Here is a 13716-nt window from a genome sequence, read left to right as displayed (position 1 = left end):
GCATCCTCCTATTCTAGATCCATGGCTAAATCAAAGCTTGATATGGTTTTTTAATCAGTTTTAAGAGTAATCCTAAAAATTCAGCGGCAGGCGCCCCATCAATGACGCGATGATCAAAGGATAGAGAAAGTCCGATCATTGGTTTAATTACAATTTCTCCATTTTCTACTACAGGTGTGTCTACCGTTCTGCCTACTCCTAAAATAGCTGCTTCCGGCTGATTGATGATAGGGGTAAACCAATCAACGGATTGATAAGCGCCGATATTCGTAACTGTAAAGGTTCCTCCCCGCATTTCCTGCATACCTAACTGATTGTCTCTTGCCCGCAAGGATAAGTCTTTAATTTCCCGGCTAATTTGAGAAATGGTTTTGATATCTGCATTTTTCACAACGGGTACAACTAACCCTTGACTAATGGCAACAGCCACCCCTACATGAACTTCTTTATAATTTCTAATATTTTTGTCAACCAATGCGATATTAATATGTGGCGACATTCTAAGTGCCACAGCAACAATTTTCACCAGCATATCTGTAATGGTGATCTTAACTTGTGCTTCTTCATTAATGGTTTTTCGTAAGGCTAGCAACGCAGAAAGATCCGTGCTGACATGGTAATTGACTTTTGGTGCAACGGACCAGCTAAGGGACATATTATCACCGACGGCTTTTCGCATGCCGGCATAAGGGGTCAGAGTAAAGTTCTCTTGCTCTTCGATGGGAGCAGGGCTGCCAATGCTCTTTGGTGTGCTTGCCTGCTGGGAACTGCCACCTTGGGCAATAAATGCAAGAACATCATCTCGGACAATGCGTCCCGATGGACCCGTACCAGTAATCTGCGTAAAATCCACATTGTTTTCCTTGGCTAACTTGCGGGCTAAAGGAGAAGCCTTCACTCTATTTCCCGTAGCTTCCTGGCTGCCACTATCTGCCTGCTTCGTTTCGGAAATCACTGGCTGTGCAGCAGGTGCTGCTTTGCTGGCAGCTTTTGCACCTTGAACTGCTTCACCTTCCATACCAATCACACCCAGTAAAGCACCAATGGGAAGTTCTTCTTCCTCTTGGGCGACGATCCTGAGCAGCACGCCATCTGCTGGAGCATCAATGGTATTGGTCAGTTTATCAGTCATTACCTCCAGAATAATATCGCCCTTACTGACTGCATCCCCTTCATTCTTTAGCCATTTTACAATGGTCCCTGTTACCATAGACAGACCCATTTTCGGCATAGTAATTTCTACTGCCATATGTTCGCACTCCTTTATCATTTGAAGTTTCATAAAAAACGCTACATGTCCTTTTAAAACAGAATTAAACGAATTGAACCACAAAGACGCAAAGGACACAAAGTATTTTATTTATAACTTATTTTTTTTGTTCTCCTTTGTGTGCCGCAGCAGCGGCATTGTGCCTTTGCGGTTAAATGTTTTTCCCCTCGCGTTCTTTCACTAAAATATATACCTTTTTCTATTTTTAAAATAAGCTTTTTACTGCTGCTATGATTTTTGTTTCGTTGGGTAAGTAAACGGCTTCTAGTTTCGCATTAAAAGGAACGGGGATGTCAAGAGCAGTGACCCGCACGATGGGAGCATCGAGCAAATCAAAACCTTCTTCCACAACAATGGCTGCTATCTCGCCAGCAAAGCCGCTGGTACGAACCGCTTCGTTTACCACCACGAGTCTGTTTGTCTTCGCAACAGACTGCAAAATACATTCTTTATCTAAAGGAACCAGCGTACGCAAATCAACGACTTCTGCACTAATTCCTTCTTTTGCTAATTGTTCAGCAGCTGCTAATGCCTTGTGAACCATCCATGACCAAGCAACGATGGTTACATCCGACCCTGCTCTTTTTATATCTGCTTTGCCCAGAGGAATGACATATTCACCTTCCGGCACCTCACCGCTCATGGCTAGCAGCTGCTTATGCTCAATATACATGACGGGATTATCATCGCGAATGGCTGCCGCCATTAGGCCTTTTGCATCGGCTGGAGTTGAAGGCATAATTGTTTTTATCCCTGGTATATGAGTGAACCATGCTTCTATACATTGGGAATGCTGAGCCGATGCCGTCATACCGCCGCCGCAAGGAGTCCGTACCACCATAGGAACTTTTGCTTTACCGCCAAACATATATCGCATCTTTGCAGCCTGATTGAACAATTCATCCATGCATACACCCATAAAGTCAATGAACATAATTTCAACGACTGGACGTAGTCCAGCTGCCGCCGCACCAACAGCATGACCGACAATCGCTGTTTCGCTAATCGGCGTATCAAGTACCCGACCAGGAAATTCATCAAATAATCCTGCCGTAACTCCAAAGCAGCCCCCAAATTTCCCTACATCTTCACCGGCAATATATACGTTGGCGTCCCTTTGCATTTCTACTCTCATACCATCTCGAATGGCTTCGGCATATGTCATTTTTTTCATTTTCTTCATCCTTTCTTTGTTCTGTATCAATCAAACTACCGATTCTAAATAGCAATCCTTAGGAAAGTCATACCCTATATCCCTTTCCTGGCAGACCAACAATATAGCGGCAATCAGGGAGCATACACATCGGCCAGAACATCTTCTGGACTTGGCTCGGGACTATTTTCGGCAAATTCAACCGCCGTATCAATTTGCCCTTGTACCTGTTGTTGTATTTCCTTAAGTTCCGTATCCTTGGCAAATTTCAGGGCCTTTAATTTTTCTTCTAATTTTAGTATGGGGTCTTTTTTCAGCCACTCTTCTTGTTCTTGAGCATCTTTATATAAGCCGGCATCTCCTTGGAAATGTCCATAATGTCTCCATGTTTTGCATTCAATCAAGCTTGGGCCCTCACCCTTTCTTGCACGACTGATTGCAGCCTTTGCCGTTTCATAAACGGCAGCAACATCATTACCATCTATTGTGACTCCCGGAATACCATAAGATATGGCCCGCTGAGAAACATCCACAATATTCATATGATCTTTCTGATTCATAGAAATACCAAAACGATTATTTTCACAGACAAAAATCACTGGCAACTTCCAAACCGATGCCAGATTTAATGCTTCATGAAAGGTACCTCGATTGGAAGCAGCATCACCAAAAAAACATACGGAAACTGCATCATTCTTTAGATATTGATTCGCAAATGCCGCACCAACAGCAATGGGCTGTCCTGCGCCAACAATACCATTGGCCCCCAAAATACCCAGATCCACATCCGCAATATGCATGGATCCGCCTCTGCCTTTACAATAGCCTGTCACTTTGGCAAATAGTTCTGCCATCATCTTATCCACTTGCCCGCCTTTGGCAATTAAATGACCATGACCTCGATGAGTACTGGTGATATAATCTTTATTTGTCAGGCTGGCACATACGCCTGTAGCCACAGCCTCTTCCCCGCTATACAGATGAACAAAGCCAGGAAGCCTGCCTGCTGCAAATAATTCGGCTGCCTTATCTTCAAATTTACGGATTGTCAGCATTGTTTTATAAAAATCCAATAATTGTTCTTTCGTAACATCGCCCATATCATAACCCTCCTAAACTATTTTGACTTTTCTTATTACTCAGATATTTTTTATGAATGCTCTACTGTATAACGGATAAAGAAATATAGATCAATCCTCTCCTTCCTTGTAAGTAATTCGCTCGTAAGTTGCTTTTAATTCTTCACGTACTATTATGTTGCAATTTTCATACCAACTCTTTACAACTAATAACATGATGTACATCTTTTAAAACATATAAAATTGATTGAACCACAAAGACGCAAAGGACACAAAGGGTTTTCTTATATTTTGGTGCCCCCCTTTGTGTGCCGCGTCAGCGGCATTGCGCCTTTGTGGTTCATAAACCTCGTTTTATCACCTATGAACTTATCTTTTATACACTTAGCAAAAGATGCTGACGCCCCTAAGACATATAGAAAAAACCCACCTGGTTTAGGTGGGTTTTTGCTATATGAACTGTAGCGTGAATGTCGTAACGGTGTATCGCAGTGCTACACCTCGCTACACTTATTTCTTTTAATATTGTATTGCATACAATTGCATCTTTCGATAAACCGTGGTACGAGCTACGCCCATTCGTTTGGCAATATGACTAATATTTCCTTTGCACTCATGAAGCAGTGTAATGATTTCTTCTCGTTCTGTTTTTTCATTCTCCCGCCTGCGCTGTTCCTTAAAAGAACTTCTTTGGATTGGCAGCTCTGTCAACTCCTCGCAGCAATGATATACATCGGCAGGCAAATGTACTAACGATACTGTCTTTCCCTTAACCAGATGGATGATTCGTTCTGCTACATTATGAAGTTCGCGCACATTCCCCGGCCAGCTATATTTTTTTAAGCAATGCAGTACTTCCGGCTCTAGGTCAAATTCGCATTTTCTGCCTTTGCTCAAATTTTGCAAAAAGGAAGTAAGCAGTAAGATGATATCTTCCCCCCGTTCACGCAAAGGAGGTATGGTAACAGAGATTACATTGAGACGATAATAAAGATCTTGCCTAAAGCTCCCCATTCTCACTTCTTTCAGCAGATTTTTATTCGTAGCACAAATAATTCGTACATCTGTAGCAATTATTTTATCACTGCCAATGCGATTTATCTTTTTTTCTTGCAGTACCCGCAGTAAGGATACTTGCTGTTCTAAAGGCATGTCACCAATTTCATCCAAGAATAGCGTTCCACCTGCCGCCAACTCAAACTTTCCTGGACGCCCCCCTCGCTTGGCTCCTGTAAAAGCCCCTTCTTCATAGCCAAAAAGTTCACTGCCAATCAATTCTCGGGGTATTGCACCACAATTCACAGCAATAAATGGCCCCTTACGTCTAGCACTTTGGTTATGAATCGCCTGAGCAAATAATTCCTTTCCAGTCCCGCTTTCCCCTTGCAAAAGTATGTTTGAACTACTTTCAGCCGCTAATACTGCCACTCCCATCACTTCACGCATAGAAGAACTAGTACCAATAATATCATTAAATGTGAAATCCGCATTATGGGCACTATAGCAATTTGCAGAACTCTTGCCTTGTTGAATCGGACGCAAGATCACTACACCACCGCTCACGCCTCCCTGATCATCAGCAACAATTTCACCTGAAGCCAAACAATGATTTGTTCCATTAGAGCCAGGCACTGATAGCTTAATACCAGAATACGATTTCTTATGGTGCAGCATCTCTTTCGTGACAGGTGATATTTCTTTAAAAATAGTATCAATCGAGCAGCCGATCATGTTTTGGTCATTGCGATTGAGCATTTGTTTCGTAATAGTATTTACGTCTTTAATAATGCCACATTTATCAATGAGGATCACACCGTCTGACATAGCATTAAAAATACTTTCCAGATGTTTATTCACTAAAATCATTTCATTTTGTTTCTGCTGCATTTTTAGCTGCATGGAAATTGCCTCTGAAGCCGCGGCCACCATGCCCAGAGTATGAGAATTTTTCTCATGTACAGGCCCGGAAATATCTAGTACGGCAACCATTTCTCCTTGTCTATTAAAAATGGGGGCTGCCGAACAAGTCCAGCAGTGATGCGGTTGTGAAAAATGCTCCCAGCCTGAGACTTGAGCCGGCTTTCCCGTAGCTAACGCAAGTCCAATTGCATTTGTCCCCACGCTTGCCTCTGACCAATTAGCTCCAAGAACAAAGTTAAGATATTGTGCATTCTTTAAACGTTCCTTATCACCAAAAGATTCTAATATATATCCTTTAATATCCGCCAATACGATAATGAATCCCGTATTGGAAAACGTTTTATAAAGATTTTTCATAAAAGGATTGGCAATACGAATCGTCCTTTCGTTCTTATCTAGCAGCTCTTTAAGCTCATTACGCCCTAATTCAATTTGCCCTCGACCTTCTGTAGGGTTCATGTTTCGATTGGCACATTTTTCCCATGACTTAGCAACCAAAGGCGAAACAATTCCTGCTGCGATTTTTCCTGAACGAATAAATTGATTCCAAGCTATCCCCATATTATGACCAACGGGCTCACCGAGAACATTCATATCCATGAACTCTTCCCTCCAATCAGTACGCAAAGCTTCTTACTAATCCTTTGTTTCGAATTTTCAGTCTTAAGAAATCTCAATATCCTAAAGTGATGAAATGACTAAACAGCACCCTTATTAAAAATTCTATGAAATACTGCATTACTTCATTACTTCTCACCTATATTCCTGCAATTTTTTAAAATTCTTCTATGAATTGCAATTTATCCATCAATACTGTAGAATACAGTAACATTATTATTGAGGAGAGATCTATAAATGGAAAAGTTTATTACGCTCCTGCGCGAGAAGGGATATAAAATAACACCGCAGCAACGAGCTGTAATCACTGCATTTATGGGCTGCGACAGATTTGCCACTGCACAGCAAATACTAGACCATGTAAAGCAGTTATATCCTGATGTCAGCTTAGATACGGTATATCGCAATTTAACATTGTTAGTGAACCTTGGAATCATCTGTGAAATTCATACCCCCGGTAAGGATAGTAATATATATGAGCTTATTACTACAGAGCATCATCATCATTTAGTCTGCCTGGAATGCGGTAAGACAGAATGTTTAGACTTCTGCCCTATCAATAAAGAGAGTTTTGATTTAATTGATAAAAAGCATTTTAAAATAATTTCCCATTCTCTTGAATTCTATGGTTATTGTGCAAGTTGTCATACTCAATAATAAAAGATAAGAACCCGCGAAAATTACACGGGTTCTTATCTTTTATATCAAATATCTTTTTTATATGGAACTACTCCTTCTAGATTTCTTTCTAAAAACAAGCATCTTGAAGTGTCCATAATGTTCTCGGCAATCCTGCGTACCTGCTGCGCCTGCCCTGAAAAATATAACCTCCCTACTCCTGCATTGCCATTTTCATTTAAAATCCCAGCATTGCTAAGCACATTCCTAATTTGATTAGCCGTTTCTTCTGCTGGATCAATCACCTTCACTTGATCTCCCATGAATTCTTTTATTAATCCACTTATATACGGATAATGAGTGCAAGCTAATAATAACGTATCTATTTTCTCTTTTTTTAAGGGGGTTAGGTATTCAGTAATTGCATCTTCTATTTCTATACCAGTCAACTTTCCTTGTTCAATGAGAGGCGCAAATTTAGGGCAAGTCTGAGCGTACACTTTACTCTCCGGTTTTAATGCTAATAAAGTTTTGTGGTGCATCCCACTATGAATCGTCACCTCTGTTCCAATAACACCGATACGTTTATTGGTACTGGCAGCTATCGCTTGCTGTGCCCCTGTGCTCATTCCTACTATTTTAAAGTCATGATTCTTCTGAAACTCGTCCAATCCCAGTACAGTAATGGTATTACAGGCACTTACAGCTATTTTTAAATTACAACGATCAAAAAAAGACAACATTTGATTCACAAATTCTCGTATTTGCCATGGATTTCGAGTGCCGTAAGGAGCACGTGCCGTATCGCCAAAGTAGATGAGATCCTCTTGTGGCAATACCTTTTTTATTTGACTGTAAACACTAAGACCGCCAATACCTGAATCAAATATTCCAATTGGCAAACCACCTTTCATGATATCTCCTCCTTATTAAATAAAAAAATCCAGCAAAGCAATCCTGATAAAAGGATTGCTTTGCTGGATTTCATTTACGTTAGTAATAAATGAAGCAGCCACATATGCTTTTTGCCTAAGAGTGGCACTACTCTGTCACTTGTACATGAATGCCTTTTTTTATACTGTTATATTTCTTTTGTGCTTCTTTAAATGCTACAATAATCGCTTTCTGAGAAGCGCCAAAATAGCGATTTTCCACTTCTACGCGAATGATCTCACTATCCGTAGTTAAACTCTTATTACTAAAAATGGTAGTTATAAAATCATTCGTTAGACTGATTGCAAATGTACTGCTGCACGTAATAATGTTTCCAGAGTCTTTATCTACTACGAAACAAATGGAAAAGCGTCCATACTGATGAGTTACTGCGTCATTCTGCGGTGACTTGGCATCACCCACAATGCAAATAGTGTTAGGTCCAAACATAGAATTCACCTACAATTCTTATGCTTTAAGGATAACATCGCAGATAATAAATTGTCAATACCATTACAAATCGTGTAGCAAAGATACCAAAAACAAAATCCATATCAAATTCCCTTATTAACTAAATAATGCCATGATGGAGTGGCTAACTGTATATACTACTAACACACCTGCAAAAATCACGATTGGACTTTCCTTCCAACTTTCCTCTGTCTCATTCATTGTTATCATCACATCCTTGCTTATCCTTAGCGTTCTGTCTTTATTATTGCCGCCATATAGGATAAATATTACAATTCAATAAAAATAACTAGTACCTTGTCAGCTTTAAAACGGTAGGATAATGGCGAGGCTATTTTTCGCAACACAAGGCGGAGGAGGGAAGCATACCGGGAGTATGCCGACCGACGACAACGAAGGGGTGCGGAGAATAGACTGTCAGTATTCACTGATTTAGGGCTGATAAGGTACTGGCTTACAGGCTATAAAAAAACAAAAATGGATTTCTTATATAATCACCTCTGCTGATTAGAGAACGTGATTATATGAGAAATCCATTATCCTTTATCATTTTTAGCAAATTACTTAACTAACTCCTAAACGAACGCAGCAGAACTTGTTTTCCTCTACTAAAATAGGGCTTGGTTTTCCTATATAGTATCCTTGTACATAATCCAAACCAATTCTTTTGGCTTCCAGGAAAATAGACTCTGAACTAACGTATTCAGCGATGGTTCGAATACCAAGCTGCTTGGCAAAATACACTATGCTTTCAACAATGGCGACCATTGCAGGATTTGTTCCAATTTCACTAATTAATGAGCCATCAATTTTAATATAATGAGCTCCCATATTTAGAATATAGGCAAAGTTTGAGTAACCGCTGCCAAAATCATCAATTGCTATTTTGGCACCAGAAGCTTTTATTTTTTTGATAAAGAAAGTTAGATCGTCTGGGTTCTTAAATTCTTCTGATTCAACAAATTCAAAAGTGACTCTTTTCGCGATGCAAGAGTCTTCCAATAATTCTCCAATTAATTCTTGTACTCCATGGTCTAAAATATCCGCGGCACTTAGATTGATGGAAAAATCAACATCTTTGTCTGCGAAGTGAGTAAAAGATTTTTCTAAAACAACTTCTGTCAAACGAGGATACAGCTTAGTTTTCTTAATAATAGGCAAGAATGTTCCAGGTGAAATCACCTGCCCATCTCGGCCAAGCAGACGAACCAATACTTCGTATTTACTAATTTCAAAAGTAAGAGTATTCATGATCGGCTGATAATATACCATAACCCGATCTTCCTGTATTGCATCTTGTACTTCATGTATCCAATGAAGATTATTGCGATGAGTCTCCTTCATAGGCAAGTCATCATGATACACTTTTAGCGGCAAACAGTATTGCCTGGCGTATTCCAAAGCCATTTGTGCTTTTTCTAAAGGCTTATCCTTCGTAATTGCAATACCGATAGTAACAAAAAGATAAGAACTATGACCATGAATTTTAAAAGGCACTTTTTCAATTACATTATGAATATTCAGCATCCAATCACTAAAGTTCTTCTCATTCCCCTCATTAGCTAGAATGGCATATTCATCACCTGCTAAACGGTATAATTTATAGTGATATGGTTCTATCAGCTTTATCAGACGTTCTGCCAGTTCCAGCAATAAATCATCTCCTGCCTGATAGCCGTAAAACTCATTGATCGTGCGAAATTGCTCTACATTAATAATTGCTAAATGAGGTTTCTCCGCATCTTTCATATCTTCATTCAGCTGCAGACGATTGGGAGTTGTCGTAAGTTGATCAGTATACATCTGTTTTTGCAGCTGTATTGCCTTTTCTTGTACCCGCTCTTCCAAATTTTTATTAAGCTTTTGCACTTCGTGCAAGGCTTGCTGCCTCAGCATTTTTTCATTGGACAGAGCGAGTAGCATCTCATTCATTTCTCCTGCCAAAATAGCAATTTCATCAGTTCCTGATACGCATAGGGTTGATGACAGGTCCTGGGTCTTGGTTATGTAAACGATACTCCTAATTAATGAATACAAACGACGAAATAAGATTTTTTCTAATATCATTGGTAAAAGAAAACTAAAAATCAAACCACTACACAATATCAAAATAGCTCCATAGTAAATACTTTTTCGACCTACTAGATGTAAATGCTGCTCTTCTAAGAAAGGCATCGTAAGAGCGAGATTCTCATACCTACCAGTAGCTGAATTTTCAATAGAAATTTGTTTTTCCTCAAATTGCTGATCCAATGAATAATGTAAAGAAGCATATACACAAAAAATAAATAGACCAAAGGTTACTATCACTAGCATTGTTATTTTGGATCGCAGGGTCAACTATATCATCTCCTATTTCCCGGTAATTAATAATTCTTATGGCTCTACGATATAAGAGCCAAAAAGGACACAGAGAATAAAGAATATGAAATAAAGCACCAGCTATAGAAAGCGGGTGCCAATTTAATAATTACAATGTAATTATATTCGCAACCTGGCAGTCATAGACAATTCCTTAGACCCACGGCTTTGCGTCCTTACCTTTCAGTAAGTTTGCCCAATATTAACTTTTGAAATTTTTGTCAAATTATACATATAATTGTATTGCCTTATTATTATTAAGTCAAGTAAAACTTAAGGACTAAAGTCCTCCAAGCAAGGATCTTTTTTTTAGAAAACCTCTATGCATCCTTAAAAAACAAAAAAATTGAACCGCGAAGACGCGCAACCTCACGGTTCATTGCCTTCTTACATAACTCTATACATTAAACGAATCAAATCACAAAGGTACAATGTCGCATCAGCGGCATTGTACCTTTGTGATTCATAAAATCTACAAAACTTTTAATATACAGGTGTGCAAAAATCCGAATATGTCTTTATTTTGGACGTAGCAACCTGAAAGAATAATTCTTTGAGTTTACGGCACACAGGGCCTTGATGACCATTGCCAATTTTTCGGTCATCCACTTCAACAACAGCCACCACTTCCATCGCTGTACCGCTGAAGAAAACTTCATCCGCTGCATATAATTCCGTTCTGGTAATACTGCGCTCAATCACTTCAATGCCAAGCTCTTGGCGTGCCAAACGCATCACTGTATCTCTGGTAATACCTTCAAGAATATTGTCAGATGGAGGTGGAGTAATTATTTTCCCATTGCGAACCATAAATACATTTTCCCCCGGTCCTTCACAAACATGACCATTGCGTGTTAGAAACAAAGCCTCATCATACCCTTTGCTCACTACTTCTAAAGAAGCCAGAGCCGAATTAAGATAAGCAGCTGTAGGCTTAGTGCGAGGTGGCAGCATGTTATCCCCTAAGCGTTCCCAAGAAGTAAATGCAGCCCGCAGTTCATCTTTGCCAGTAAAGTTACCCATAGGCTGACAATAGATTACAATTCGATTATCATCATCTAATAAGGTAGGAGCAACATGATTGGAGCCCTTAAATGCAACTGGCCTGATATAGGTTGTCGTCTGAAGATTATTTTTCTTAAGCAATTCAATCGTAGCTTGACATAACTCATCTACAGTATAAGGAATATTAATATACAACACTTTGCAGGATTGCAGAAGACGTTCATAATGTTCTCTTAGGCGAAATACATACAGCTGTTTTTCAGCCTCATCCCAATAAGCCCGTATTCCTTCAAAACAACCGAGCCCATAGTTAAATCCTTTACAGCGTACACTGATATGTACTTCGCTCTCCAAAACAATCTTTCCCTCATAAAAAACATACATATTTTCCATTCCTACAGTTCCTCCCCATTCTAATGCAATCTCTTTCGAAAACCATCTATAGCCAAAAACAGGCAAAGGACTGAGCATAACTATAAGCGTAGGTTAAGTACAACGGCGAAGCGTTAGCTATGCTCATCCTTTGCCGTCCTAAATGAGATTTCCCTAGAGACTGCTAATCATTTATTTTTTGCCGCCTAGATAGGCTTCCATAACCCGTAGATCTTTAGCAATATCCACAGCCTGGCCGTGGAGACTAATGCGTCCCGTTTCTAATACATAGGCGTACTTAGCAATCTTTAATGCCTGCCTTACATGTTCCACAAGCAATACCGTAGTTCCTTCTTGGTTAATTTCCTGAATGACCTTAAAAATATCCGCCACTACCAGCGGTGCTAACCCCATTGAAGGTTCATCAAGAAGCAATAATTCGGGTCTCGACATCAATGCTCTGCCAATAGCCAGCATTTGTTGCTGACCACCCGAAAGAGTTCCTCCTAATTGGGCTTTTCGCTCTTCCAGTATGGGAAATCGTTGAAAGATCCGGTGCAAGTCTGCCTGCACTTCATTATCTTTGCGCTGGCAAGCTCCCATCTCCAAATTTTCCAATACCGTCATTCGCGACAGTATGCTGCGTCCTTCCGGTACTAGAGAAAGTCCTAAACTCACGATTTTATGGGTTGCTATTCCACTAATATTTTGACCTTTGAAGAAAATCTGACCGGACTCTGGTTTAATCAATCCCATAATAACCTTCATAACCGTCGTCTTGCCGGCGCCATTCGCGCCAATTAAAGAAACAATCGACCCTGCAGGGACAGTAAGGTCAATATTTTTTAATGCCTTAATATTGCCATATCCTGCGGCAAGCTGTTGCAACTGTAGCATATTAGTCTTCCTCCTTGCCAAGATAGGCCTCAATTACTGCTGGATGATCCTGAATGATCTTCGGAATACCCTCGGCAATTTTTTTGCCAAAATTTAATACCACCAGCCTGTCACAAATGTTCATTACCAATCCCATATCATGCTCAATCAAAATAACGGCTTTACCTAATTCTTGAATTTTTTTTATCAATATCTGAAGATCATCGGTCTCACTCTCATTCATTCCAGCAGCTGGCTCATCAAGTAACAGTAAATCCGGCTGTGACGCTAACGCCCTGGCAATCTCCAAACGCCGCTGCTTGCCATAAGGCAAAGCCCCTGCCAAAGACAATTCATCTTCACCAATTCCTACTAAATTCAATAATTCTCTTGCTTTTTCACGGATATTTTTTTCTTCTTGCCGCTGAGCCGCTGTACGCCATATTCCCTGCCACAATCCGGCCTTCATACGGCAATGTGCGCCAACCACTACATTCTCTAAGGCTGTAAGATGCTCGAACAGACGAATATTTTGAAAGGTTCTGGCAATCCCCAGTTCTGTAATCTTATGTGGTTTAAAATCGACTAATGATTGTTTTTGATAAATAATCCTGCCAGAGCTAGGTGCCAGCACACCGGTAATAAGATTAAACAGTGTGGTTTTACCAGCTCCATTCGGTCCGATGATTCCTACTATTTCTCCTGGATTAACCGTAAAGCCACATCCGTCAGAGCCGCCAAACCACCGAATTGTTTCGTGACTTGCTCAAGTAGTAAGGTCATGGCCTCGTCCTCCTTGTTACCCCATCTTGGCCCGCGATCTTAGGCTGACCAGTCAGCTTTGCCCGCCATAATGCAAGAGTACTTTCACTAATGAGTCCCTGCGGGCGAAAAGCCATCATCAGGACTAGTATTGCCCCATAGATCATTTCCCGATATTCGGTGGCAAACCGCAGTACTTCTGGCAATACTGTCAGAAGTACTGCTCCTAAAATCGGTCCCCATACCACATCACTGCCGCCGAGAACAGCAAACAATAA

At 40.3% G+C, this 13716-nt stretch carries 11 protein-coding genes, 1 pseudogene and 1 riboswitch; of the genes and pseudogenes, 1 reads left to right on the top strand and 11 read right to left on the bottom strand.

From position 1 onward, the window contains the following. Positions 1-25: 25 nt before the first annotated feature. The 4 genes from LMF89_RS17530 to LMF89_RS17515 all read right to left on the bottom strand — a co-directional run bounded on the left by LMF89_RS17530 (position 26) and on the right by LMF89_RS17515 (position 6022). Positions 26-1249, bottom strand: a complete 1224-nt coding sequence (locus LMF89_RS17530; protein ID WP_229536194.1) for a dihydrolipoamide acetyltransferase family protein — start codon at positions 1247-1249, stop codon at positions 26-28. A 226-nt stretch (positions 1250-1475) separates the two neighbouring features. Beyond that, complete coding sequence (locus LMF89_RS17525; protein WP_007931606.1) at positions 1476-2444, bottom strand: alpha-ketoacid dehydrogenase subunit beta; 969 nt, start codon at positions 2442-2444, stop codon at positions 1476-1478. Positions 2445-2557: 113 nt separating this feature from the next. Then, on the bottom strand, positions 2558-3523 hold the full coding sequence (locus LMF89_RS17520) for a thiamine pyrophosphate-dependent dehydrogenase E1 component subunit alpha (RefSeq protein ID WP_229536193.1): 966 nt from the start codon (positions 3521-3523) through the stop codon (positions 2558-2560). A 498-nt stretch (positions 3524-4021) separates the two neighbouring features. Continuing rightward, positions 4022-6022, bottom strand: a complete 2001-nt coding sequence (locus LMF89_RS17515; protein ID WP_229536192.1) for a sigma-54-dependent Fis family transcriptional regulator — start codon at positions 6020-6022, stop codon at positions 4022-4024. 255 nt (positions 6023-6277) lie between these two features. Here LMF89_RS17515 and LMF89_RS17510 point away from each other — a divergent pair, with 255 nt between their 5' ends. Continuing rightward, a complete protein-coding gene (locus LMF89_RS17510; RefSeq protein WP_229536191.1) occupies positions 6278-6697 on the top strand; it encodes a Fur family transcriptional regulator in 420 nt (139 codons plus the stop codon). Between the two features lie 47 nt (positions 6698-6744). Here LMF89_RS17510 and murI read toward each other — a convergent pair whose 3' ends face one another. From murI to LMF89_RS17475, 7 genes and pseudogenes are all read right to left on the bottom strand, one after another. Continuing rightward, a complete protein-coding gene (murI, locus tag LMF89_RS17505; protein ID WP_229536190.1) occupies positions 6745-7572 on the bottom strand; it encodes a glutamate racemase in 828 nt (275 codons plus the stop codon). A 127-nt stretch (positions 7573-7699) separates the two neighbouring features. Beyond that, complete coding sequence (locus LMF89_RS17500) at positions 7700-8041, bottom strand: DUF3870 domain-containing protein (protein WP_229536189.1); 342 nt, start codon at positions 8039-8041, stop codon at positions 7700-7702. Positions 8042-8626: 585 nt separating this feature from the next. Then, positions 8627-10402 carry an EAL domain-containing protein gene (locus LMF89_RS17495; RefSeq protein ID WP_229536188.1) on the bottom strand — a complete coding sequence of 592 codons (1776 nt, stop codon included), beginning with the start codon at positions 10400-10402 and terminating at the stop codon, positions 8627-8629. Positions 10403-10547: 145 nt separating this feature from the next. Next, a riboswitch (cyclic di-GMP riboswitch) is annotated at positions 10548-10630 on the bottom strand. A 276-nt stretch (positions 10631-10906) separates the two neighbouring features. Further along, positions 10907-11821, bottom strand: coding sequence for a branched-chain amino acid transaminase (locus LMF89_RS17490; protein WP_229536187.1), 915 nt, complete (start codon positions 11819-11821; stop codon positions 10907-10909). Between the two features lie 171 nt (positions 11822-11992). Continuing rightward, the gene (locus LMF89_RS17485) at positions 11993-12697 is read right to left on the bottom strand and encodes an ABC transporter ATP-binding protein (RefSeq protein WP_229536186.1); all 705 of its coding nucleotides are present in this window, start codon (positions 12695-12697) and stop codon (positions 11993-11995) included. A 1-nt stretch (position 12698) separates the two neighbouring features. Beyond that, positions 12699-13459, bottom strand: a pseudogene (locus LMF89_RS17480) (ABC transporter ATP-binding protein). Further along, positions 13456-13713, bottom strand: a complete 258-nt coding sequence (locus tag LMF89_RS17475) for a hypothetical protein (RefSeq protein ID WP_229536185.1) — start codon at positions 13711-13713, stop codon at positions 13456-13458. Before LMF89_RS17475 ends, LMF89_RS17480 begins: the two are co-directional and overlap by 4 nt. Positions 13714-13716 lie beyond the last annotated feature (3 nt).

Origin of the sequence: Pelosinus baikalensis, assembly GCF_020819555.1 — a bacterium.
In the GTDB taxonomy this organism is placed as follows: Bacteria; Bacillota; Negativicutes; order DSM-13327; family DSM-13327; genus Pelosinus; species Pelosinus baikalensis.
This window is presented reverse-complemented; position numbering and strand designations above follow the sequence as displayed.

Coding starts and splice junctions, on each gene's coding strand:
- LMF89_RS17530 (WP_229536194.1), bottom strand. CDS start 1,249: ATGGCAGTAGAAATTACTATGCCGAAAATGGGTCTGTCTATGGTAACA.
- LMF89_RS17525 (WP_007931606.1), bottom strand. CDS start 2,444: ATGAAAAAAATGACATATGCCGAAGCCATTCGAGATGGTATGAGAGTA.
- LMF89_RS17520 (WP_229536193.1), bottom strand. CDS start 3,523: ATGGGCGATGTTACGAAAGAACAATTATTGGATTTTTATAAAACAATG.
- LMF89_RS17515 (WP_229536192.1), bottom strand. CDS start 6,022: ATGGATATGAATGTTCTCGGTGAGCCCGTTGGTCATAATATGGGGATA.
- LMF89_RS17510 (WP_229536191.1), top strand. CDS start 6,278: ATGGAAAAGTTTATTACGCTCCTGCGCGAGAAGGGATATAAAATAACA.
- murI (WP_229536190.1), bottom strand. CDS start 7,572: ATGAAAGGTGGTTTGCCAATTGGAATATTTGATTCAGGTATTGGCGGT.
- LMF89_RS17500 (WP_229536189.1), bottom strand. CDS start 8,041: ATGTTTGGACCTAACACTATTTGCATTGTGGGTGATGCCAAGTCACCG.
- LMF89_RS17490 (WP_229536187.1), bottom strand. CDS start 11,821: ATGGAAAATATGTATGTTTTTTATGAGGGAAAGATTGTTTTGGAGAGC.
- LMF89_RS17485 (WP_229536186.1), bottom strand. CDS start 12,697: ATGCTACAGTTGCAACAGCTTGCCGCAGGATATGGCAATATTAAGGCA.